Here is a 22,999-nt window from a genome sequence, read left to right on the forward strand (position 1 = left end):
GATGCCAAAAATTTTATTGATTGAAGACGAAGCAGCTATTCGAAGAGTGCTTGTTAAAATACTCACAGAAGAAAATAAGACGTATGAAGTAGAAGAGGCAGCCGATGGATTGATAGGAACAGAAATGGTGAAAGATCATGATTATGATTTGATCCTGTGTGATATAAAAATGCCGAAAATGGATGGTGTTGAAGTCCTGGAAGCTGTAAAAAAGATCAAACCGGAAATTCCCGTAGTAATGATCTCCGGTCATGGAGATCTGGATACTGCTGTGAATACCATGCGATTGGGTGCCTTTGATTATATTTCCAAACCGCCCGATCTCAACCGACTTTTAAATACAGTAAGAAATGCCCTGGACCGCAAGGAGCTCATGGTAGAAAATACTCGTTTAAAGAAAAAAGTGGGTAAAAACTATGAAATGATTGGCGAGTCTGAGCCTATTTCCCAGATAAAGGAAATGATCGAAAAAGTAGCACCAACAGATGCCAGGGTTTTGATCACCGGGCCAAATGGAACCGGAAAAGAACTGGTTGCCCACTGGCTGCATCAAAAAAGTGATCGCTCCGGCGGGCCTATGGTAGAAGTGAATTGTGCGGCAATACCATCAGAACTTATAGAAAGTGAGCTTTTTGGTCATGTGAAAGGAGCCTTTACCTCCGCAAATAAAGACAGGGCCGGAAAATTTGAGGCTGCCAATGGAGGTACTATTTTCCTGGACGAAATAGGCGACATGAGTCTTTCTGCACAGGCTAAAGTATTGCGTGCCCTGCAGGAGAGCAGGATCTCACGCGTCGGAAGTGATAAGGACATAAAAGTAGATGTGAGAGTGGTTGCAGCGACCAATAAGGACCTTCAAAAGGAGATCGAAGAGAAACGGTTCCGGGAAGATCTCTATCACAGGCTGGCCGTGATCTTGATTAAGGTTCCGCCTCTTAACGAGCGCCGGGAGGATATTCCGTTGCTGGTAAATTATTTTGCCGAAAAGATCACTCAGGAACAGGGAGTGAATCCCAAAACCTTTTCAGATGATGCCTTAAAACTTCTTCAGGAATACAACTGGACCGGTAATATTCGTGAGCTTCGTAATGTAGTGGAACGACTTATTATTCTGGGAGGTCCAGAAGTCAATGAAGAAGATGTACGGTTGTTCGCCAGTAAATAATTTTTCTGAATAACTTCTGAAATGGATGAGTTCAGAAGTTATTCACTCTTTGGAGGAGGAGTGTATTTTAAAAAGTACATGGTGTCTCCGCTTGGATGCTGCCACTCATGAAAAAGTTTAAATCCGTAACGTCGGTAAGCCAGGCTTATCCGGCGTATTCTGGATTCAGCAAAAATAGGAAGCTGTAGCTCTTTCGAAATGGCATAAAATTTATTTTTCATTTCATAAGCCGTCTTACTGTCATCGCTTCCGCGGGAATCGGGTAGAATTCCCCAAAACCAGCAATAGAGATAATCTCCCTCTTTGGGACGCTGGTTTTTTACATATTTCTGATTTTTCATCGCCTTAAAACCTTTTTTGATCCCTGTGACGTTGATTGCAAGCTTCAGGTCCTGGATGAGATCTTTCCAGAAGTTACCATCTTTTCTATTGGTACGAAACAATATTGCGATTCCTCTTCCATTTTCTGAAATGATCAATGCATCTTTTTCAATGGCCTTTTCAACCATATGTTTAGCAAGATATTGGTATCTTTTTTCTCTTTTATGATCGTCTTTTACGATTTCCTGGGAGGTAGGGATCTCCTGAAGTAAATATGAAACATGCCCTATAATTTCCTGCTTATTCAAATCCATAAATTTTGCCGAAAGATAAAAAAAAATAGCTTCTTAAGCTTCAAATCTGTCAGCATCCTCAGACTTAAAATGGTTGAAGTTATTTATTCAAAAGAGGAAAAAAATTTAAAAAGAAACCATTTAGAATTTGCGGTTTTTTACATTTGCTTTTCACCTCTTATCGACAGAAATAATTTAAGAAAAAATGAAGCAAAAATTAGTTTTACTGGCACTTTTGGTAACTTTCCTTGAAGGAAAAGCACAGTTTTCACATCAGCAGAAGGATTCGATGGCTCTTCGGAACTTATATGATATGTCGCTGTTACAGGGACAAAGCTATGAATGGCTGGATCATCTTTCCAATAAGATAGGAGGAAGACTTTCTGGATCTATAAATGCGGAAAGGGCTGTAAAATATTCCAAAGCTCAACTGGAGGAGCTGGGTCTGGATAAAGTATGGTTACAGCCGGTAATGGTGCCGAAATGGACCCGTGGGCAGGCAGAATATGCATACGTACAAACCGGGGAAAACACCACAACAGTGAATATTGTTGCACTTGGTGGCTCTATTGCCACTCCTGCCAACGGTTTAAAAGCAGAAGTTTTAGAAGTGCAGGGACTGGAAGATCTTGCAGAATATGGAAAGGAACAAATAGAAGGTAAAATAGTGTTTTTTAACAGGCCAATGCGCCCCGACCTTATTCATACGTTTGCTGCTTATGGTGGATGTGTGGATCAACGCTATTCTGGAGCTGCAGAGGCTGCTAAATATGGTGCTGCCGGAGTAATTGTTCGCTCTCTATCTCATAAAATAGATGAATATCCTCACACCGGCTCCATGAGCTATGGAGAACTTCCAAATGATGAGAGGATCCCCGCTGCCGCTATCAGTACTAAAGATGCCGAATATTTGAGCAGCATGCTCAAACTTGATAAGAGCTTAAAGTTCTTTTACAGAATGAGCTGCCAAAATCATGCAGATGTGGAATCTCACAATGTGATAGGGGAAATTACAGGAAGTGAATATCCAGATGAAATAATTGTGGTGGGGGGGCATCTTGATTCCTGGGATCTTGGAGATGGTGCGCATGATGATGGTGCCGGAGTGGTACAATCTATGGAAGTATTGCGTTTATTCAAAGAAACCGGAATCCGTCCGAAAAGAACCCTGCGGGTAGTTCTTTTCATGAATGAAGAAAACGGATTAAGAGGTGGAAACCAATATGCTAAGGTGGCTCAAATGAAAGGAGAGCATCACATATTTGCTCTGGAAAGCGATTCCGGCGGATTCACCCCGCGTGGGTTTTCTTTTGATGCGAGTGAAGCGCAGTTTGAGCAGGTAAAAAGCTGGAAAAGTCTTTTCGAACCTTACCTTGTTCATTATTTTGCACAGGGAGGAAGCGGGGCAGATATTGGCCCTTTAAAAGATGGGGATATTGTACTTGCTGGTCTTCGTCCAGATTCACAGCGCTATTTTGATCATCATCATGCCGCTACAGACACTTTTGACGCTGTGAACAAACGGGAGCTGGAACTGGGAGCTGCCACAATGGCTTCTTTGGTGTATCTGGTAGACAAGTATGGTTTTGATTCCCCGATAAATGTTCCTGCGGAATTAAAGAAATAGAAAATGCAGTTTCAAACGAGGTGGCGCGGATATTCAAATCGCGCCATTTTCATTTCTGCTTCTGTAATATTCAATATTTCTGTACTATTCTCTTCTTTTCTAAGAACACATCATTTAAATTCTTTCCTCCAAATAACTTCCTATCTTTGCGGGCTGAAAAAACATAGCTCTTGCAACTAACTGCTTACACAAAAGAATTCGGAACAAATCTGTCTATTGCCTATCCGGTGATGCTGGGGCAGCTTGGTCATGTACTGGTGGGACTTGCAGATAACATCATGGTAGGTCAGCTTGGCGCTGCTCCCCTTGCTGCTGTTTCGTTAGGGAATACTCTCGTTTTCGTTGCATTGTCACTCGGCATCGGGTTTTCCTTTGCGATCACTCCTCTTATTGCTGAAGCGGACGGTGCCGGAAATATTGAAGAAGGGAAAAGCTATTTTCACCACGGAGTGATCATGTGTACCCTCAACGGGATTTTCCTTTTCCTGCTACTACTGCTTGCCAAACCTGTGTTATATTATCTCGACCAGCCGCCCGAAGTAGTGGAACTGGCTATACCTTATCTTGAGATCGTGGCTTTTTCTATGATCCCGCTAATGATTTTCCAGGCCTACAAGCAGTTTGCAGACGGCTTGTCCCAGACAAAATATGCAATGTATGCAACCATAATTGCAAACCTGGTAAACGTGCTGTTCAATTATCTGCTTATCTATGGAGTATGGATATTTCCGAGGCTGGAGTTGCAAGGTGCTGCATTGGGAACTTTGATTTCCAGGTTTTTTATGTTGTGGTTTTTATGGGAGATCCTTAGGAGGAAAAAGAAATTCAGACAATATTTCCAGTGGTCCCGTAAAGAGTTTTTAAAGCCAGTTATTTTTAAAAGGTTGTTTTCCCTGGGCTTTCCTACAGCACTTCAAATGTTGTTTGAAGTTGCGATTTTCACTGCCACGGTGATCCTGGCAGGTATGCTTGGTACAAATCCGCAGGCAGCGAATCAGGTGGCTTTAAACCTTGCTTCCATGACATTCATGATAGCTGTGGGATTGGGAGTGACGGCAACCATAAGGGTTGGAAACCAAAAAGGCCTGGCCGATTTTAAAGCTTTACGCCGAATTGCTTTTTCAAACTTCCTGCTGGTTTTTATTATTGAAGCCATTTTTGCAGTTGCTTTCATTTTACTTAAAGACTGGCTGCCTACATTTTACATTGATAATGCCGAAGTGATCTTACTTGCATCTCAGTTATTGATCGTGGCCGCACTCTTTCAGTTAAGCGATGGTTTACAGGTAGTGATTTTAGGGGCCTTGAGAGGACTTCAGGATGTGAAGATTCCTACGGTAATCTGTTTTATTGCCTACTGGATCATAGGTTTCCCTATTTCATGGTACTTCGGAAAAGCTGAAAACATGGGCAGTATGGGAATTTGGATGGGGCTGCTTGCCGGACTTACAGCTTCGGCACTAATGTTGTATCTTCGATTTAATTATTTAAGTAAAAAGTTTTTAAAACAGGCCGATGCCTGATAAATTAGAATAAAATTAAATATTTTTTCAATGGACTTTCCAAAATTTCTCCTGGGCGATAATACAGATTATCCTGATGCAATTTTTATCATTCATACTGAGTTTCCGCGTTTCATCATAAACCTTGAAAATGATGAGGTAGAATGGCTAGAAGATTTTGATGCCGATGATGAAAAAGAACTTTCTTCGGAAGCTGAAGGCCTTATTCAGCAGGCAAATGATTTTTATGACAGGGAGATTTCCCGTTATGATGAATAATTGATTCTTCCATGGAACAACTGTTAGAACTTGACCATCAACTTTTTCTTTACCTGAATAACCTTGGTTCTGCTGCCTGGGATAATTTCTGGAACTTCATTACTAATAAATGGTCTTCCATACCGCTGTATGTCGTCCTTTTGTTCATGATTTACCAGACTTACGGTCTCAAAGGAATGGGCATTACTCTGCTTTTTGTTGCAGGTTTAATCACCATTACAGATCAACTTGCAAATGTATTCAAACACGGATTCGAACGCGCACGTCCTTGCGGACAGGAAGGAGTTATGGAATATGCCAGGTTTGTTGCCGTGAGGTGTGGCCGGTACGGCTACTTTTCTGCCCACGCTGCAAGTTCGGCGGCTGTGACGGCTTTTGTAGGTCTGGCTTTGCGCCGTAAATATCCTAACATAATCTACGTACTTATTTTTTGGGCAATAATGGTCTCCTACAGCCGAATTTACGTTGGGGTACATTATCCTCTTGACGTCGCCACAGGAATCTTTATCGGCTCCGGTTTCGGATTTTTATTCTATCGACTACACCAATATTTGTTAAGGAAGTACTTGAATCGGGAGAAGATGAGCACAAAGTAAATTCGACATTTTCCGAAGGAAAGAGAAAAAAAATCGTGTCAATTTTCACGCATCATTCCAATAGAGCATCAGGATTAAAGAGATTCCATTTACTGAATAGTAAATTTTATTAAAAAAATACTTATGTATTCGTTGCGATGCATGTAATGAATTTTAATCTTACCCTACCAAGAAATACTGAACAGTAAGCCAGAAACAACAAACAACTCCTAAAAGCTGATCTTATCCAGGCTCTGTAAACCCGCAATTCTATTAATCCATGCTCAGTAAATAATTCGCTGCGGCAAAAGGAGTAGTCTCATTTTTTTCAACTGCATCCATTTGGTTCTGCAGTTCTTTTTTTATTTCAGGATTATTGTAAAACCTGCTTTTTAAATGTTCGTTGATGGTTTGAAGTAGCCAAAACCTGTTTTGCTGGCGGCGTTTATGATAGAAATGTTTATTTTCTTTTACGGTTGTTTCAAATTCTGTAATCATTTTCCAGATATCTTCAATCCCGGTGTGATCCAGTGCGCTGCACAATAAAACATTTGGGGACCATCCGCTTTCTTTGGGAGGGTAGAGGTGTAGGGCGCGTCGGAATTCAGATCGTGCTTTTTCAGCGGGCTTTTTATTTTCACCATCGGCTTTGTTAATGACAATAGCATCTGCCATCTCCATAATTCCGCGTTTGATCCCCTGCAGCTCATCTCCGGCACCGGCCAGTTTCAGCAACAGGAAAAAATCTGTCATACTGTGAACGGTGGTTTCACTCTGGCCCACACCCACAGTTTCAATCAACAACGTATCAAACCCCGCAGCCTCGCATAAAATGATAGTTTCCCGGGTCTTTTTTGCCACGCCGCCCAAAGAATCCCCTGAAGGTGAGGGGCGGATAAAAGCGTTCTTGTGATTCACCAGCGTTTCCATTCGTGTTTTATCACCAAGAATACTTCCTCCCGAAACCGTGCTTGTGGGATCTACTGCCAACACTGCCACTCTTTTGCCGGCGTCGGCGAGATGAGTTCCAAAAGATTCGATAAAAGTACTTTTTCCCACCCCGGGCACTCCTGTAATTCCTATTCTAATGGATTTATTGGCAAATGGAAGGCATTTTTCCACCAGCAATCCTGCTTTTTCCTGATGCTGATGCTGGTTACTTTCAATTAGTGTGATGGCCCTGCTTACAGCAGCCTGATCTCTTTCCATGATCTTCTGAAAAAGATATTCTACAGACCATTCTTTTCTTCGGGAATTCCGAATTTTATTTGCTGAAGCTGGATTCACATTCTGGGGGGAACCGCTGCCTTTAGTCTGGTTTAATGCCGATTTATGGTCCAAGGGGAAAAACTTTTTTAGGTGAAAATCTTATTCGTATATTGAAGTACTAATTTAATAAAATTAAAATTCATTATGAAGACATTGTATACAGCAAGTGCAACCACCATGGGTGGCCGTTCGGGTCATGTGAAAAGTGATGATGGTGTACTGGATCTGGAGTTAAGTATGCCTAAAGAATTAGGTGGTCAGGGAGGTAAAAAAACCAATCCGGAGCAGTTATTTGCTGCCGGATATTCTGCTTGCTATGGTAGTGCGTTACAAATAGTGGCCAAAAAACGTAAAGTTGAACTTGGGGATTTTTCTGTAACCGCTGAAGTTTCTATAGGAAAAACCGAGGAGGATGATTTACAATTGAGTGTTGTTCTGGATACCTATATTCCGGGGGTAAATATTGAGACTGGTGAAAGCCTGGTGAATGAGGCCCATGAGATTTGTCCTTATTCAAGAGCCACACGGGACAATATTGATGTTACCCTTAATCTAATGTTAGACGACGAAGAAGAGTAGTCTGGTAAAACTATATTACTCTTGAAAAAGCACCGTAAGGTGCTTTTTTTATGCCGGTATATTCTGAATATATTACTTGTGGATTTGATTTTCCGGAAGTACATTTGAGAAATTTCAAGTATGATCGCTTCCAACTTTCCTCAGTTCCTTTCCGGATTAACTTCTGAATTTACTCCGGTGATAGATTCCAGCTATCTTCAGGAAGATTATATGCATATTGATCTTTCCGGTACCAATAAAGAGCTTTCAGAAGTAGATATTTCTTCTTCTGAAGATTTTTCAGTCTATATAAGAGAGTATCTTCAAAAGCATGGGAAGAAAGTGGCTTTTGGCGGTTATAATGAAGTAAGGGATTTGTATCGCCGTAGCGAACTTTTTTCAGCTTCAGAAGGGGAAGAAATGGAACGAAATATCCACATAGGGCTCGACATCTGGGCAGAAGCTGGTACCGCAGTTTTGGCAGTGATGGAGGGGAAAGTTCATAGCTTTCAGGATAATGCTACGTTTGGCGATTACGGGCCAACGATTATTCTGGAACACCATATTTCCGGGAAAACTTATTTTAGCCTTTATGGACACTTAAGCAAGCATTCTCTGCAGCAAATTTCAGTTGGAAAGGAAGTGAAGCAGGGAGAGAAATTAGCAACATTGGGTAAACCTTCAGAAAATGGCGATTATGCACCGCATTTGCATTTTCAGCTGATGGGGAATCTGCAGGGAAAAAAGGGAGATTATCCGGGCGTAACATCATTAAAGGAACTGGATTTTTATCTATTAAACTGTCCCGATCCTAATCTTCTTCTGAAAATAAAAAAATAAAAAGATTTACTTGAGCGAGGCAGTTAAATTGCTTTCGGGTTCTTTCATAGGTACATATAGTGCGGTGGTATCCCACACCAGGATCATTACAACAAAATCATTTGCTTCTTCAAAAGTAATACTGAATTGTTCTATAGGGGTATTTAAAGGGCGCACAGAAACTTCTACTGTAAGTACATCATATTCGGGTAATCTGGACGGAACTTTATCGAGGGTAATGCCCCAGGGGTACATTTCGGAATTAAAAATCACTTTCCACGACTTTTCTCCGGGAATGGTCCATAAGGTATATTTCCCGGCGCGTAACAGCGATCCATCCACCATGATATCCTTATTTGTCTGGAAAGTAGTTGCTTCGTTTGCACCCGTCCTCCAAACCTGATCATATGGTACCAGGCCGCCGAAAATTTCCCGACCTTTCTTATAAGGTCGGTTGTAAAAAACTTCAAGCTGTAGATCATCCTGCTGATAGGCCACTATATCCTCGGGACTATAGGATTTAGTCCTGATATTTGAATAATAGTAGCCGGCAAGAACTACGAGAGTGAAAATCACTGCACCAATTAAACTACGTTTCAGGTTTTTATTCATGGTATAAAAATATCAAATTTTATGCCCCAAAAAGAAAGCACCATTCCAGGCAGAAATGGTGCTTAATAAAAACATTCTAAAGCTATTACATGGCTTTTAGTTTTCTTACTTTAGGTTCGCTGTCTTTTTGAAGGCTTATTTCACAGCTATTAAATTTTTCTGCCTGCTCCAGCGATTTATTAATTACCTGTCTCTGTTTTTTTAAAATCCGGAGAACCTCTTCAGGTAATTTCTTTTCCTCAAGAATCTCTTTATATAATTTGAGATTCTCTTTATCCTTTTTGGTGCACTTGTTCAATAATTTGAGAGGTCTCGATTTGGTGAGCGCTTTTTTCTCCTCTCGCCAATCTCTGTCAAGGTTACCCTTCTGGATCCACATTTTCTTTGGTTCTACACCTGCCTGTACCAGTTGCTCAGAAATCTCCTGACTAAACCTGTTTCGGTTTACAGTTTCGTGATTGAAAAACCGCTTCAAGTTTACTTCCTGAACATCTTCACTTGCATTATAGTATATGCGCTCTGCTTCAAAACTGTCTTCCAACAACCAATTCAACTTTTTAAATTTTGAGTAACGATCTTCCATAATAGTACGTTTTAAAAACACAACAAGATAAAAATCAGGAGATTAATATATTTAGAAGGCTTTGTTAATTCTCGGTTTTTTAATATTATTTTGCCTTTATTTTAAGAAAAAAAGTAATTTTTTAAGGAACTTGATCTGTAAGAAAAGACTTTCTTTAATAATTTTTTAAAAGCAGCATCCCGTCATTTTTGCTTTTAATGAAAATTTTTGCAACAGACTGTTTTTTCTTTCGTCTTTATAGTAGACATCAACCAAAACAATGAAATGTGTTACAACATAAATTAATTGAAGAATGTAAGCACAATAACCGCAGGGCGCAGTTTAAGCTTTACAACCAATATTGCGAAGGCATGTATTGTGTAGCCAGGAGGTTTGTTAATGATCCTTATGAAGCTGAAGACGCCATGCAGGAAGCCTTTGTGAAGGCGTTTGCTAAGCTGCATCAATTTACCGGAGAAGTTACTTTTGGTGCCTGGTTAAAAAGGATTGTGATTAATAAATGTATTGACAAGCTGAAGGCGAAGAAGCTGGAAATGCTGACTATCAATGAGCAGGTTTTAGCAAGCGTGGAAGATGAAAATGACTGGGCAGTAGAAAGTGATGTTGGGATACATGAAGTGAAAGCTGCCATTGGAAATCTTCCGGAGAAATATAAATATCCGTTGATGTTGTTTTTAATAGAGGGATACGATCATGAGGAGATTTCAGAAATATTAAATATAAGTCAGGTGGCATCACGAACGCTGGTGCACCGCGGAAAAAAGAAATTACAGAATGAACTTAAAGAATTGAAAAATGTCACAGGATCTTAGAGAAATGTTCAGAAATGAAGAGGGCCCCGCTTCAGAAAAATTACCAGAAGGGCATAAAAGGAGATTTGAAGCAAAGCTTGATGAAGCTTTACCCAAAGAAACATCAGGATCAAATTACCTGTTTTTAAAATTAGCTGCTGTATTAATTGTGGTATTCGGGGTAGGTTTTATCTTTTTTTTACCATCCGAAGGGAATAAATTTTTAAAGAATGAGGTAGTAGAAACTCCGGTAGATGAAGAACAGGATGAAAAAGAACTGGAGAGACCATTTCAGGTAAGCGATGTCTCTCCGGAATTCAGGAAAATTGAAAATTATTATTTGGCAAGCCTGAATTTTGAAATAGCCAAACTTGAAATAACTGAAGAAAATAAGGCATTGCTGGATGCTTTTATGAAGCAATTGGCAGAACTGGAAAAGGAATACAAGCGATTGAATAACGAGTTTAGTGAAATTGGAGCCAACGAGCAGACGGTAGAAGCCTTGATCGTTAATCTGCAATTGAGGCTGGAGCTATTATACAAAGTAAAAAGTAAAATCAAAGAAATTAAAGAATCTAAAAACGAACAACATGAAAATTTTCAGGTGTAATATATTTTTAATGCTACTGGTTTTTGGATCATTGTCTGTTTCGGCACAAACAAAAAAATTAGATAAATCCTATAAAACCAGTGCTAATGTCACTCTTGATGTAGATGCCAGCCACACAAATATCATCATTGAGAAATGGGATAAAAATGAAGTGCAGATAGAGGCTTTTATGGAAGGAGGCGAGAACGGAAAGGATGCTAATAAACAACTTTTGGAGAGCTGGAAACTGCAAACCAGCGGAAATTCCGGCAGGGTATCTATAGTTTCCGGAGGTGGGGGAGGAATGCCTGTTCCACCTATGGACATGAGTTCTTTTAATGGAGCCATGGCTAATCTTCCTGAAATTATTGATCCTGTTATGGAAATGGTAGGACCTCTTTTGGAAAGTATGTCCAGAAACCCTTTGCCACCAGAGGTTTTTGAAGGCATGGGGGATCTTCAGTTTGATTATTCTGCCTATCAAAAAGAGGGCGACAAGTACATGGAGAAATGGGAAAAGAAAATAGAGAAAAAATTTGGTAAGGATTTCGAAGTTTCAATGGAACAATGGGCATCCAATATAGAAAAGGATACCGTACTATGGAAAAAAGACATTGAAATAAAAATGGAAAAATGGGGAGAAAATTTTGGTGCAAGTATGGAAGCCTGGGGAGAAAAGTTTGGTAAAGAGATGGAGAAATGGGCAGAACAGGTAGAAAAAGAGGTGGAGGCCAGGTATGGCGACAGTGGTCAAAACAAAATTTTTGTCTTGCCCGAAAATTCGAAAAAAGCCAAAAGAACGATTCGGTTGAAGGTGCCAAATGATGCTAAACTGGAACTAAAGGTGCGGCATGGGGAAGTAAACCTTGCCGGCAGGAATTCCAATGTGAAAGCAGATTTTTCACACAGTCAATTCTCGGCGAACACTATTTCCGGAAAGCAGACCCATATTAGAGCTGCTTATACTCCGGTAAACGTGAAAATGTGGGAATACGGGGAGCTTGAAACAACGTATGTTCAGAATTGTGACATAGCATCTGCCAGGAGTTTAAAGATCACTTCCAATTCCAGTGATGTAAAAATAGGGCAGATCCTCGAAACAGGTATTATATCTGGAACTTTTGGGCAGCTTAAGATCAGCAAACTGGCAGACGGATTTAATACTTTGGATATAACACTTGAAAACAGCGATTTGGAGCTGAAGCTTCCAAATGAAGCTTTTAATTTCAATTATAATGGATCACAGAGTGAGATTGAGTATCCCGTATCCATTAAAGGAACTCCTATTAAAAATTATGACACCCAGATCATTAATGGATATCACAAATCAAAAAGTGGAAATGGCACGATTTCAATAAAAGCAAAATACAGTGATGTGGTGGTGAAGTAATTCCACCTTAACTCCTCCGAATGGATCGAGGTAGATAGACATGAACAAAAAAATCCGGAGCATTTTTGCTCCGGATTTTTAATTTGATAAAGATTCTAATATCTAAAATCTCACGTCTAAAATCTGATATCTATTCTTCTACCAAAACCCAGTCACCTTTGTCAAGAAGCGGAATGGCTTGTTTGAATTTCATGCTCTTGTTCTCACCGTTCATCACATTTTTAATGGTGACTTTATCATTTCTTCCAATTTTGGGACGTTCCCTGGTGATGGTTTCCGTAACCTGCGGACGTTGCTGCTGATTTTGAGATGCAGCTCTGCTTTGCGCGGCACGTTCATCCAGATTCTGAATTTCTTCCTTGGAAGTTTCTACGTGATCGCGTTGTTTCCGCTCCCTAGCTTCTCTGATTTGAGCCGGATTTGGTGCCGGTAATTCTCCTTTGAAAAGGAAGGAGATCACGTCTTTGTTCACCTGGTCCAGCATAACCTTGAACAGTTCAAAAGCTTCAAACTTATAAATCAATAACGGATCTTTTTGCTCATGTACCGCCAGCTGAACGCTCTGCTTTAACTCATCCATTTTACGTAGATGGGTTTTCCAGGCATCGTCAATAATTGCCAGGGTAATATTCTTTTCGAAATCTTTTACCAGTTGCTTTCCTTCAGACTCATATGCCTTTTTAAGGTTTGTAACTACCTGAAGGGTTTTTGTGCCATCTGTAAAAGGAACCGAAATTCGCTCAAAGTTATTGCGGTCATCTTCAAAAACCTGCTTGATCACGGGATAAGCATCGGCCGCGTTACGCGTCATTTTCTCATCGTAATGTTTGTAGGCAGCCTTGTATACTTCCCCTGCGATCTTTTGAGAATCCATTTTTTCGAATTCCGCTTCAGTTACAGGAGAGCTCATGGAGAAGTAACGGATCAACTCAAACTCAAAGTTTTTGAAATCCACTGCCATTTTGTTGCTTTCTGTAATCGCTTCCGCGGTATCAAACAACATATTGGCAATATCCACACGTAACCTGTCACCAAATAGAGCATGGTAGCGGCGTTTGTAGACAACCTCACGCTGTGCGTTCATCACATCATCGTACTCCAGCAGTCGCTTACGTACGCCAAAGTTGTTTTCTTCTACTTTTTTCTGTGCCCGCTCAATGGATTTTGAGATCATGGAATGCTGAATTACTTCCCCTTCTTCCAGACCCATGCGGTCCATAAGTTTGGCTATTTTTTCAGATCCAAACAAACGCATCAGGTTATCTTCAAGAGATACGTAGAATTGAGAACTTCCGGGGTCACCCTGACGTCCTGCACGACCACGCAACTGCCTGTCCACCCTACGTGAATCATGGCGCTCGGTACCTACAATAGCAAGACCGCCGGCTTTTTTCACTTCGGGACTTAATTTAATATCGGTACCACGACCTGCCATGTTGGTAGCAATGGTCACAATTCCGGCCTGACCGGCTTGAGCAACAATATCAGCTTCTTTTTTATGAAGCTTTGCGTTCAATACATTATGAGGAACATTTCTAAGCTTCAGCATCCGGCTTAATAATTCTGAAATTTCAACCGAAGTAGTACCGATCAATACCGGTCTTCCTGCCCTGGAAAGCTGTGTTACGTCTTCTATGACGGCATTGTACTTTTCCCTTTTGGTTTTATATACCATGTCCTCTTTATCCTGACGTGCAATAGGACGGTTTGTAGGGATCTCTACCACATCAAGTTTATAGATTTCCCACAGCTCCCCGGCTTCGGTAACAGCAGTACCCGTCATACCCGAAAGTTTGCGGTACATCCTGAAGTAATTCTGAAGCGTTACAGTAGCAAAAGTCTGCGTTGCATCTTCAATTTTTACATTCTCCTTTGCTTCAATTGCCTGGTGTAATCCGTCACTGTAGCGGCGGCCTTCCATGATACGTCCGGTCTGCTCGTCTACAATTTTCACTTTATTTTCCATCACCACATATTCTGTGTCTTTTTCGAAGAGCGTATAAGCTTTCAATAATTGACGCATGGTGTGGATCCGTTCACTTTTCACGCTATATTCACGAAAAAGTTCTTCTTTCTTTTCGGCTTCCTCTTCTTTGGAAAGACCTTCATTTTCAATTTTTGCGATCTCCATGCCAATTTCCGGCATTACGAAGAAATCGGGATCATCTTCTCCAGAAAGATATTCAACTCCTTTATCGGTAAGATCTATTTGATTATTTTTCTCTTCGATCACGAAGTACAGGTCGGCATCTACTATCGGCATTTCCCGGTTGTTGTCTGCCATGTATTTGTTCTCGGTCTTCTGAAGCAATAATTTGATTCCTTCTTCACTAAGGAATTTGATAAGTGCTTTGTTTTTTGGAAGTCCTCTGTGAACCTGTAGCAACTTGAATCCGCCTTCCTCAGTATTTCCTGAGGCAATTAATTTTTTTGCTTCGGCTAAAACACCCGTAAGATGCTTTCGTTGTACTTCAACAATATTGGCCACTGCAGGCTTTAATTGATCGAATTCATGTACATCTCCTTTAGGAATAGGTCCGGAAATAATTAAAGGTGTACGGGCATCATCTACCAGTACCGAATCCACCTCATCCACAATGGCGTAGTTGTGCGGTCTTTGCACAAGATCATCGGGGGAGTGGGACATGTTGTCACGCAGGTAGTCGAAACCAAACTCATTGTTTGTTCCGTAAGTTATATCGGCATTATATGCTTTTCTTCTTGCTGCGGAATTTGGCCGGTGGTAATCTATACAATCTACGGTCATCCCGTGAAACTGAAAAATAGGAGCCATCCACGCGCTATCCCTTTTTGCCAGGTAATCATTCACGGTTACCAGGTGCACGCCGTTTCCGGTAAGGGCATTCAGGTACATTGGAAGGGTAGCCACTAAAGTTTTACCTTCCCCAGTCTGCATTTCGGCAATCTTTCCCTGATGCATTGCAACACCACCTATCAACTGTACGTCATAATGAACCATATCCCACACGATAGGCTTTCCGGCCGCATCCCAGGAATTGTTCCAGATAGCATAATCCCCATCAAGGTTTACGTAATCTTTTTCAGCTGAAAGTTCTCTGTCAAAAACAGAGGCAGTTACCTTCAGTTGGGTATTATTTACAAAACGTTTGGCTGTTTCTTTTATGGTGGCGAAAGCCTCGGGAAGGATTTCAGCTAAGACAGCTTCAGAAATTTCATAAGCTCTGTCTTTAAGAGCATCAATTTCTGAGTAAATGTCTTCTTTTCGGGTAATATCTTCAGAGGCATCGGCTTCGGCAGTAAGAGCTGCCATTTGCTCATTCACCTCTTTAAGGGCCTCCTGAATTTTATTTTTGAAAGTCGTTGTTTTAGCGCGAAGTTCATCGAGAGATAAAGCTTCATATTCCTTTTCAAAAGACTTTACTTTTTCAACGATAGGTTGAATTTCCTTAATGTCTTTTTTGGATTTATCGCCAACAAAAACCTTCAGTACTGAATCTAAAAAACTCATAGTTTTTATTGTTTTAATATGTCAAATGTACGCAAAAAAAAAGCCTCAATTCTGAGACTTTTTCCTTCTATTTCTGTTCGTTTATTTTTTAATACTCATCCTCATTCCAAAGATAATCGTCATCTGTGGGATAATCTGGCCAGATTTCCTCAATTGAATCATAGGAATCTCCTTCATCTTCAATTGCCTGCAGGTTTTCCACAACCTCTAACGGAGCTCCCGTCCTGATGGCGTAATCAATTAACTCATCTTTTGTTGCGGGCCAAGGCGCATCACTTAAATAGGATGCTAATTCTAATGTCCAATACATTGGTTAATCGGTTTTGATTTTTTGCAAAAATAAATTTTTTGTTGAGATAGTCAAGAAAAAAATCTATTATTTATCATTAATTTTAAGAACGTTTTCTGAAACCTTAAATATTCTAGCTTTAAATGTTTTAGAAGTAACCGGGAAAACCCTTATCTCAGAATTCTTTTTTGGGTATCCACTGAATTTCCCTGGCTTGTAAATCTTTAGACAACTTTCGTGCCAGCACAAACAGGTAATCGCTTAACCGGTTTAAATACTGCAAAACCTTCTCGTCAAAAGGTTCCATTTCATAAAGAGCAGCAGCAAGACGCTCGGCGCGGCGGCATACACAGCGGGAAATGTGACAGAATGACACAGCTTGATGACCTCCCGGAAGGATGAAATGTGTCATAGGAGGGAGGCTGTCATTCATAGCATCTATTTCCTGCTCCAGAAGTTCTATGTCTTCTTTAGAGATCTTTGGAATATTAAGGCGCTCTTTTCCGTTTTTTAGCATTGCTTTTTCAGGATCTGTTGCGAGGATTGCACCTAACGTAAATAGTTTGTCCTGAATGATAAGCAGCGTTTCATGGCTATGCTCATCGATCTCCTGGTCTCTTAGCATTCCAAGATTGGAGTTTAATTCATCTACAGTTCCATAACTGTCAATTCTTATGTGATGTTTTGGAACCCTGGTGCCGCCAAAAAGTGCAGTGGTGCCTTTATCTCCTGTTTTTGTATATATTTTCATTGGTGGATTAGAAATTTTAAGCTTTTGAGGCTGTAGTGCATTAAAAAAGAATGCAGCAGTGAAAAATCTGGAGTTAAAGGTAAGGAAATTATCAGGCTAAGGAAAAAATGAGATGCAAGTTCACACCTATTTTGAGCCGAATAATCAAATTTAAAAGACAAAAAAGCTGGTTATTACTTGCAGATAAAATTTAACTAGACTGAATTTTTTTCTAAAAAATTACTGAAGGTTGAATATTTAATCGTTTTCCTTCTCGCGTTGTTTTTTTCGTTCCTGATATCTTTTTCGAAAATTCCGGTTCTTTTTAGCTTCTCTGTTCTTTTTGGTGCGACCCCGGTTCCAGAGGAAAAAACCCAGAAAAAGGACAATGAGTCCGATATAAAGCAGTGTGTCGTTATCGAATATATCCACTTAAATTCACTTCGTTATTAGTAATGCGTTATCTGCAAATTTAAGATTGAATACTGAGTATTAAAAGCAGATACAATTATTTTGACTAACCTCTGACCTCTAAATTTAGTGCCTAGGGCTTACTGGCGCCATCGTCTTTCTTTCATCACTTTCCACAATTCCGTCGCGAAGGCGGATGATCCTGTGGGCGTGTTCTGCAATATCTTCTTCGTGAGTTACTAATATTACTGTATTTCCGGCTTTATGGATATCATCAAAAAGGTTCATGATCTCTACAGAAGTTTTGGAATCGAGGTTTCCGGTAGGTTCATCGGCAAGAATGATGGAAGGATGATTTACCAAAGCTCTCCCTACAGCAACCCTTTGACGTTGTCCTCCCGAAAGCTGATTCGGTTTATGGTCCATCCGGTCGGCCAATCCTACATCTGTCAATACTTTTTCGGCACGTGCTGTTCTTTCTTTTTTGGTCGCCCCGGCATACACCATTGGTAAAGCAACATTATCTAAAGCTGTGGTTCTGGGGAGCAGGTTAAACGTCTGAAAAACAAACCCAATTTCCTTGTTCCGGATTTCTGCCAGTTCATCATCGGACATTTTACTCACATCCTTTCCGTTTAATATATAAGATCCGGAAGTAGGAGTGTCAAGACAGCCCAACAGGTTCATCAATGTCGATTTCCCTGAACCCGAAGGTCCCATAAAAGCTACATATTCCCCTTTTTCAATATCAATATCAATTCCTTTAAGGACTTTCACTATTTCCTGTCCCAAATGGAAGTCTCTGGTAATATTCCGGATTTTTATTACGCTGCTCATAAATGTAAATCAAAAATTAAGATCACTAGATAAGACGCAATTTAAGTTGATTTGTTACAAGTTGTAAAATGAGAATGAAAATTTGAAGGTTATTTGATGGTATTCACACAAGTTCGGAACGAAACTACTGTCAGTAAAGTCGGGGACTTGTCACTCTAATTCTTCTTAAAAGGGTGCTTCTTAGAAAGTTTGCTGCCTTACATAGACCTCTTTTCAGGCAATATTTTGATATTTTAATCTCAAGATAAAGTTATGTCGCTGTCATTAAATATTTTAATTATCACATCATCACACCCTTACCACGAAATGCTCTTTTGCCTGTTCTTTTCTGAAGAAAATTAGTCCCCATTGGAATGTATCTACTGTTACCGAAACTTCCGGATGCAGTTTTATTTCTTCCCATGCTGCCTCCATATCTTTGGACCAGTGGATATCATCGAATATCATTACCGAGTCATTATGAACTGCTGAAAGTAACTTCTCGAAATAATTTAAAGTAGCTTGTTTCTGATGGTTTCCGTCGATGAAGATCAGGTCGAAAGTTTGAGGTTGTAAATTGGAATTTGAAATTTGAAATCTGGAACTTTTGTTCACTGAATATTGCTTACTGATCACTCTCTCAAACTCCCCGACCTTCATCTCAATATCTTTAAACCCGAATTCTTCAAATTGTTTACGTGCCACACCAGCAGTAGCGGCACAACCTTCGATGCTGATGATCTGCACTTTGTTTTGCGCTGCCATGGCAGCTGTGCTTATTCCGAGGGAAGTTCCCAGCTCAAGGGCCCTTTCAACTTCTAAATAACGCACCAGCCGATTCAGCAATTGGGCACGTTTGGGGGTGATTCCGGCGTTCTTTGCTATGGCTGCGATTTTCCGTTCATTAGAAGAAAAGATCCTGCTACCTGCTCCAAAATCGGCCACTTTAATAGAATTTCTATTCTGCAGCAGCTTTTTCCGGTATTTCTTAATGATCTCGTACGCCGGATACTTTTTCTTATCGTAAAAACATTTCGTCACTAACCCAAAAACAAAAGGAGAATGTACCCCGTGCTGATTCGTGGATTTAATAAGGAATTTTATGTAGCTAATAAAAAGGTGCATTTCAGGAAAATTCGCTGTAAAAGCAATTGTTGCCACAAATGTAGGGAAAGATAGGCTGTGTAAAAGGAACTGTTGAGATCTACTTTTAATGAATTTAGGCGACTGAAATGATAAATCTTTTAAGCATCTTTAGGTTCATCCTTTTTTACAACAATTTCGATTTAACCAAAACCTTCCTATTACTTTCCATCTGTTCCTAGAGCTGATAGAATAAGATGTGTGGTTGGTTCTCCAAAAGTGATAAGTCGGTCAATGAATTTCTGAAGGTGTAATTGGTCCTTTAATGCTACTCTCATGTGAAAGTTCTGATGCCCGGTGATCCTGTGAACTTCCAGAATTTCGGAATAAGATTGAAGTTCCTTGATAGCGAACTGGAGTTTCCCTGTGAACACCTTTAGCAAAATAAAAACTTCTATGGTATTGCCCAGCAGCGCTTGGTCTACTTTGAGGCTATAGCCTTTGATTACTTCAAGTTCCTCCAGCTTCTTAATACGTTCGCGTACAGAAGAGGGAGAAAGGAAGATCTTTTTGCTTATTTCAGCAAAAGAGGCTTTGGAATTCGCGTTTAATAGCTCGATAATTTTCCTGTCTGTCACATCGATCATGGTTCGATTTATTTATTGTGAAATTACCAATAATTCTTCGGAAAAATATTCCTTGAGCCGTCATTTCCACGGCGCAATAAGAACTATTGTCTATAATTTTGCCTACTCTAACTTATTATAGTAATGGATCCTGAATTGTTAATCCTCCTTGGTACCGCTATATTCTGCGGATTTTTTGTTCAAACTGTAGTAGGTTTTGCAGGGTCATTGATCGCTCTTCCTATTTTGTTAATAGGCCTAAATCTGCCAGATGCAATTGCCTACATTTCTATATTCTATCTTTTTTCCAGTGTTTTCCTGGTCTATAAGGAATGGAAAAACATTGACAGGAATGTAATCATGAGGCTTGGCTGGGCTTCAGCCATAGGAGTGATTCTGGGGATCGTGGTTCTTACCTACAGTAAACCGGTACTTTTAAAAAAGGCGCTTGGCGTTTTTATTCTGCTATACGTAGTGTATGTGATCTTCGGAAAAAAAAACCTGAAACTGGGTAAAAAAAGGACTGCCTTCTTTGGAATTATGGGTGGTTTCTTTGCCGGAATTTTCTCTACTGGAGGTCCGCTTTATGTCATTGCCGTGAAGAATACCGTGGAGGAGGCAAAAATTTTCAGAGCAACTATGATTGGAGTTTTAGCCGTGGTAACTGCGGTACGAATTCCGTCCCTGGCTGTTGGCGGGGTTTTAACTCTAAGTCACATCAAAATCAGCCTTTTTATTCTTCCGGTATTCTTTTTAGCCCAGTTCTTAGGAGGCCGTCTTTTTCTGAAGATAAATGAGGAGCTGTTTAAGAAAGTGCTACTCGTACTTCTTTGTCTTTCGGGTACAGCTTTGATTTTTTAAGCTGTATGTATTTCCCGAAACTTCCTCCCGCATTAGGCCGCTTTAGAATCTGTCTCTGAATTATTTTTACTGAATAATTCCCCTGCCTTTAGTTTTCGGGTATATTCCTTAAGGTAACTTTTTACTTCTCCAGACATGATGTAAAGTCCGATATTATTTGGAAAGGACATGGTCAATATCATCCTATCTGAAAAATCGAGCACAGCACCCAATCCTATTGATGCTCCTATGACTACAAATACCAGGAATATTATTTTGTAGATCATTTCACTTTTTTTACTTCTTCCAAAAAGGTAGGTCCAGGAACGCATTCCGTAATTGGACCATGAGATCATCGTAGTAAAAGCAAATAGAAAAACTACCAGTGATAGCAGGTATGGAAACCAGGATAGTACGGTTGCAAAAGCATCAGATGTTAATTGTACACCGCCTACTCCCTGGACTTCTTGCATTCCGGTGAAAATTTGAACTAAAGCTGTTAGGGTACATACTACCACTGTATCTATGAAAGGTTCCAGAAGGGCAACATAACCTTCAGAAATTGGATGATTTGTTTTTCCTGTGCTGGGTGCGATCGCAGCCGATCCCACTCCCATTTCACTGAAGAAGGCGGCTCTTTGAAAACCTACTACCATTACTCCAGTAAATCCACCTTTAAGAGCCGAAGCACTGAAAGCCCCGTCAAAAATAGCAGTAACAGTAGGTCCCAGTTTGTCAATATTAACTCATTTACAATGAAGGCAGCAATAATGTAAATTCCGGCCATTACAGGCACTACTTTTCCGGTTACCTTGCCAATATTCTCAATACCTCCCTCACTGTCAGGTACTATTACGTGGTATGGAATTCCTTCTGTAAGACTTTCAGCTTTAGAAGAATTCATGGAAATATCCTGTTCAGACCATTGAAAGGTATAAGAAGCTTTTCCTTTTGAGACCTAGAAATCTATAACACCATTATTGATAACATTTGAGGGATTGGCAGCAGTTGTTGCTTCTACTTTCAGGTTCTGAGATTGCATTGCCAGCAGGGGAACGAAAAGGAAAATCAAAAGAAGATGTTTCAACATATACTATTTTCAGAAGATTAATGAAGGATGCCGGTTCAAAAGCATCCTTCTCAAAAGTCAAAAAAAGAGCTTTTCAGGAGTTCAAATTCAATCTCAGAAAGTAAAAAAGAGCAAACCAACAGGAAAGTAGCGGAGAAAGCAGAACTAGCTTTACACAACCAATTGGTTTACTTTTATCCTCAATCGAGAATAAGAATTCGAAATGATAAAAGGCATAGAACTCCCGTGACCGCCGAGGAGAAAAACAGAAGAAGTTTAAAAAACTGTAACTGTTTTTGATTTTTTTCAAAAAGGAATGCAAATATAAGGTGTATTTTCAATAATAAAACATTGATCCGGTGGATTTTGAATGAGAAAGGGGTAGGGGGTTGACAGCGTTAGCCGTTGTTTTTTTAAAGGATCAACAACCGTTTGTAAGAATTGTAGTCCATTCAAAAAAGTCTGATTATTAGTTGGGTGCCCTGCCGTACCGGTAAGGGCAATTATCATCTCAGATTGCAAATATATAGAGGGCTCTGTCCCACAGAAAAAATGCAGAATCTGTTAAAAAATAAAGATTGATTTAATGATTATTTTTTAAATGTCAGGCTTTAATGGGAACGGCTAGAAGAGGGATCTGCAGTTCATCCACAAGATCTTTTTTCTTATTGGCAGTAAAAAGTTCGTACAGGAAATCCTTTTTTTGATGCCCGGCAATAACTAGTTCAATGTTATGTTCTTGTACCTTATTCTTTATGGCTTTTGAAACAGAACCTTCTACCAGGATTCCTTCTGCCTGCAGGTTATGGTTTTTTTCTATTTGTTCGGCCAATTGTTTAATAAATGCAGTTTTTTTCTTGCGGCTTTCCACTCTTTCGTCATACAGGTGCTGAGGTCCTGCCTCCAACGCCAGGAAGTCATCGGGATTTGCAGCGGTAACATGAAGTATCCAGATTTTCCCATCGGTAAGTTTTGCCAGCTTTACAGCCTGGGCTATTAATGCATCTGCGTGTTTGGCGCTTCCTAGAGCCACAAGTATATTCTTCATAAGATAAGGTTGAATTAACCTTAAAGATAGAAAAAAAAGCCAATTCTTTAAGAATAGTGATTTCAGGTAACGATATCTTAACACTGTAACCCCTGCAGAAAAGTAATTCTTTGGATTTTTTTTGCAAAACAGGTGCCAGCTCACTTTTAATCAACAGCGTATCGGTTCCATCACTTTTGAACCGCCCCTGAAGTATAATTCAAATTCAAGAACTGCTTATTTAA

At 40.0% G+C, this 22,999-nt stretch carries 22 protein-coding genes and 1 pseudogene; 11 read left to right on the forward strand and 12 right to left on the reverse strand.

The window, feature by feature from the left end:
* The first annotated feature begins 1 nt into the window (after position 1).
* The gene (locus IE056_RS03835) at positions 2-1,165 is read left to right on the forward strand and encodes a sigma-54-dependent transcriptional regulator (protein WP_189603343.1); all 1,164 of its coding nucleotides are present in this window, start codon (positions 2-4) and stop codon (positions 1,163-1,165) included.
* A gap of 38 nt (positions 1,166-1,203) precedes the next feature.
* Here IE056_RS03835 and IE056_RS03840 read toward each other — a convergent pair whose 3' ends face one another.
* Entirely contained in the window at positions 1,204-1,800 is a 597-nt protein-coding gene (locus tag IE056_RS03840; RefSeq protein ID WP_189603344.1) for a hypothetical protein, read from the reverse strand.
* A gap of 184 nt (positions 1,801-1,984) precedes the next feature.
* Between IE056_RS03840 and IE056_RS03845 the strand changes: the two genes are divergently transcribed.
* The 4 genes from IE056_RS03845 (at position 1,985) to IE056_RS03860 (ending at position 5,783) form a co-directional block, all read left to right on the forward strand.
* A complete protein-coding gene (locus IE056_RS03845; RefSeq protein WP_189603345.1) occupies positions 1,985-3,406 on the forward strand; it encodes a M20/M25/M40 family metallo-hydrolase in 1,422 nt (473 codons plus the stop codon).
* A gap of 170 nt (positions 3,407-3,576) precedes the next feature.
* On the forward strand, positions 3,577-4,929 hold the full coding sequence (locus tag IE056_RS03850; protein ID WP_189603346.1) for an MATE family efflux transporter: 1,353 nt from the start codon (positions 3,577-3,579) through the stop codon (positions 4,927-4,929).
* A 30-nt stretch (positions 4,930-4,959) separates the two neighbouring features.
* The gene (locus tag IE056_RS03855; RefSeq protein WP_189603347.1) at positions 4,960-5,187 is read left to right on the forward strand and encodes a DUF8828 family protein; all 228 of its coding nucleotides are present in this window, start codon (positions 4,960-4,962) and stop codon (positions 5,185-5,187) included.
* An 11-nt stretch (positions 5,188-5,198) separates the two neighbouring features.
* Positions 5,199-5,783 carry a phosphatase PAP2 family protein gene (locus IE056_RS03860; RefSeq protein WP_189603348.1) on the forward strand — a complete coding sequence of 195 codons (585 nt, stop codon included), beginning with the start codon at positions 5,199-5,201 and terminating at the stop codon, positions 5,781-5,783.
* A gap of 252 nt (positions 5,784-6,035) precedes the next feature.
* Here the strand turns inward: IE056_RS03860 and meaB are convergent, their stop codons facing one another.
* The gene (gene meaB, locus IE056_RS03865; RefSeq protein WP_189603349.1) at positions 6,036-7,103 is read right to left on the reverse strand and encodes a methylmalonyl Co-A mutase-associated GTPase MeaB; all 1,068 of its coding nucleotides are present in this window, start codon (positions 7,101-7,103) and stop codon (positions 6,036-6,038) included.
* Positions 7,104-7,175: 72 nt separating this feature from the next.
* On the opposite strand from meaB, the gene IE056_RS03870 reads away from it, so the two are divergent.
* Both IE056_RS03870 and IE056_RS03875 read left to right on the forward strand, forming a co-directional pair.
* Entirely contained in the window at positions 7,176-7,610 is a 435-nt protein-coding gene (locus IE056_RS03870; RefSeq protein WP_189603350.1) for an organic hydroperoxide resistance protein, read from the forward strand.
* 120 nt (positions 7,611-7,730) lie between these two features.
* Positions 7,731-8,429 carry a peptidoglycan DD-metalloendopeptidase family protein gene (locus IE056_RS03875; RefSeq protein ID WP_189603351.1) on the forward strand — a complete coding sequence of 233 codons (699 nt, stop codon included), beginning with the start codon at positions 7,731-7,733 and terminating at the stop codon, positions 8,427-8,429.
* Positions 8,430-8,435: 6 nt separating this feature from the next.
* Here the strand turns inward: IE056_RS03875 and IE056_RS03880 are convergent, their stop codons facing one another.
* A complete protein-coding gene (locus IE056_RS03880) occupies positions 8,436-9,020 on the reverse strand; it encodes a DUF2911 domain-containing protein (RefSeq protein WP_189603352.1) in 585 nt (194 codons plus the stop codon).
* 85 nt (positions 9,021-9,105) lie between these two features.
* Positions 9,106-9,603 (reverse strand): DUF2383 domain-containing protein, encoded by a 498-nt coding sequence (locus tag IE056_RS03885; RefSeq protein WP_189603353.1) that lies wholly within the window; start codon positions 9,601-9,603, stop codon positions 9,106-9,108.
* A gap of 266 nt (positions 9,604-9,869) precedes the next feature.
* On the opposite strand from IE056_RS03885, the gene IE056_RS03890 reads away from it, so the two are divergent.
* The 3 genes from IE056_RS03890 to IE056_RS03900 are packed head-to-tail and all read left to right on the forward strand — an operon-like array spanning position 9,870 to position 12,373.
* On the forward strand, positions 9,870-10,415 hold the full coding sequence (locus IE056_RS03890) for an RNA polymerase sigma factor (RefSeq protein ID WP_189603354.1): 546 nt from the start codon (positions 9,870-9,872) through the stop codon (positions 10,413-10,415).
* Positions 10,399-11,004: a hypothetical protein gene (locus IE056_RS03895; protein WP_189603355.1), complete on the forward strand. Its 606-nt coding sequence runs from the start codon at positions 10,399-10,401 to the stop codon at positions 11,002-11,004. The genes IE056_RS03890 and IE056_RS03895 overlap by 17 nt, the downstream gene beginning before the upstream one ends.
* Positions 10,985-12,373: a hypothetical protein gene (locus IE056_RS03900; protein ID WP_189603356.1), complete on the forward strand. Its 1,389-nt coding sequence runs from the start codon at positions 10,985-10,987 to the stop codon at positions 12,371-12,373. The genes IE056_RS03895 and IE056_RS03900 overlap by 20 nt, the downstream gene beginning before the upstream one ends.
* 130 nt (positions 12,374-12,503) lie before the next feature.
* Here IE056_RS03900 and secA read toward each other — a convergent pair whose 3' ends face one another.
* The 6 genes from secA to IE056_RS03930 form a co-directional block, all read right to left on the reverse strand.
* Entirely contained in the window at positions 12,504-15,863 is a 3,360-nt protein-coding gene (secA, locus tag IE056_RS03905) for a preprotein translocase subunit SecA (RefSeq protein WP_189603357.1), read from the reverse strand.
* An 88-nt stretch (positions 15,864-15,951) separates the two neighbouring features.
* Positions 15,952-16,173 carry a DUF2795 domain-containing protein gene (locus IE056_RS03910; protein ID WP_013070580.1) on the reverse strand — a complete coding sequence of 74 codons (222 nt, stop codon included), beginning with the start codon at positions 16,171-16,173 and terminating at the stop codon, positions 15,952-15,954.
* A 154-nt stretch (positions 16,174-16,327) separates the two neighbouring features.
* Positions 16,328-16,903: a cob(I)yrinic acid a,c-diamide adenosyltransferase gene (locus IE056_RS03915; protein ID WP_189603358.1), complete on the reverse strand. Its 576-nt coding sequence runs from the start codon at positions 16,901-16,903 to the stop codon at positions 16,328-16,330.
* A 516-nt stretch (positions 16,904-17,419) separates the two neighbouring features.
* Positions 17,420-18,130, reverse strand: coding sequence for an ABC transporter ATP-binding protein (locus IE056_RS03920; protein WP_189603359.1), 711 nt, complete (start codon positions 18,128-18,130; stop codon positions 17,420-17,422).
* A gap of 288 nt (positions 18,131-18,418) precedes the next feature.
* The gene (locus IE056_RS03925) at positions 18,419-19,234 is read right to left on the reverse strand and encodes an O-methyltransferase (RefSeq protein WP_189603360.1); all 816 of its coding nucleotides are present in this window, start codon (positions 19,232-19,234) and stop codon (positions 18,419-18,421) included.
* Positions 19,235-19,413: 179 nt separating this feature from the next.
* Positions 19,414-19,839 (reverse strand): Lrp/AsnC family transcriptional regulator, encoded by a 426-nt coding sequence (locus tag IE056_RS03930; protein WP_189603361.1) that lies wholly within the window; start codon positions 19,837-19,839, stop codon positions 19,414-19,416.
* Positions 19,840-19,962: 123 nt separating this feature from the next.
* Here IE056_RS03930 and IE056_RS03935 point away from each other — a divergent pair, with 123 nt between their 5' ends.
* Positions 19,963-20,679 (forward strand): sulfite exporter TauE/SafE family protein, encoded by a 717-nt coding sequence (locus IE056_RS03935; protein WP_189603362.1) that lies wholly within the window; start codon positions 19,963-19,965, stop codon positions 20,677-20,679.
* 32 nt (positions 20,680-20,711) lie between these two features.
* Here the strand turns inward: IE056_RS03935 and IE056_RS03940 are convergent.
* Positions 20,712-21,493: pseudogene (locus IE056_RS03940) on the reverse strand (alanine:cation symporter family protein); the annotation flags it as partial.
* A gap of 838 nt (positions 21,494-22,331) precedes the next feature.
* The gene (locus IE056_RS03945; RefSeq protein ID WP_189603363.1) at positions 22,332-22,775 is read right to left on the reverse strand and encodes a universal stress protein; all 444 of its coding nucleotides are present in this window, start codon (positions 22,773-22,775) and stop codon (positions 22,332-22,334) included.
* Between the last annotated feature and the right edge of the window lie 224 nt (positions 22,776-22,999).

The sequence above is a fragment of the Salinimicrobium marinum genome, from assembly GCF_014651535.1.
In the GTDB taxonomy this organism is placed as follows: domain Bacteria; phylum Bacteroidota; class Bacteroidia; order Flavobacteriales; family Flavobacteriaceae; genus Salinimicrobium; species Salinimicrobium marinum.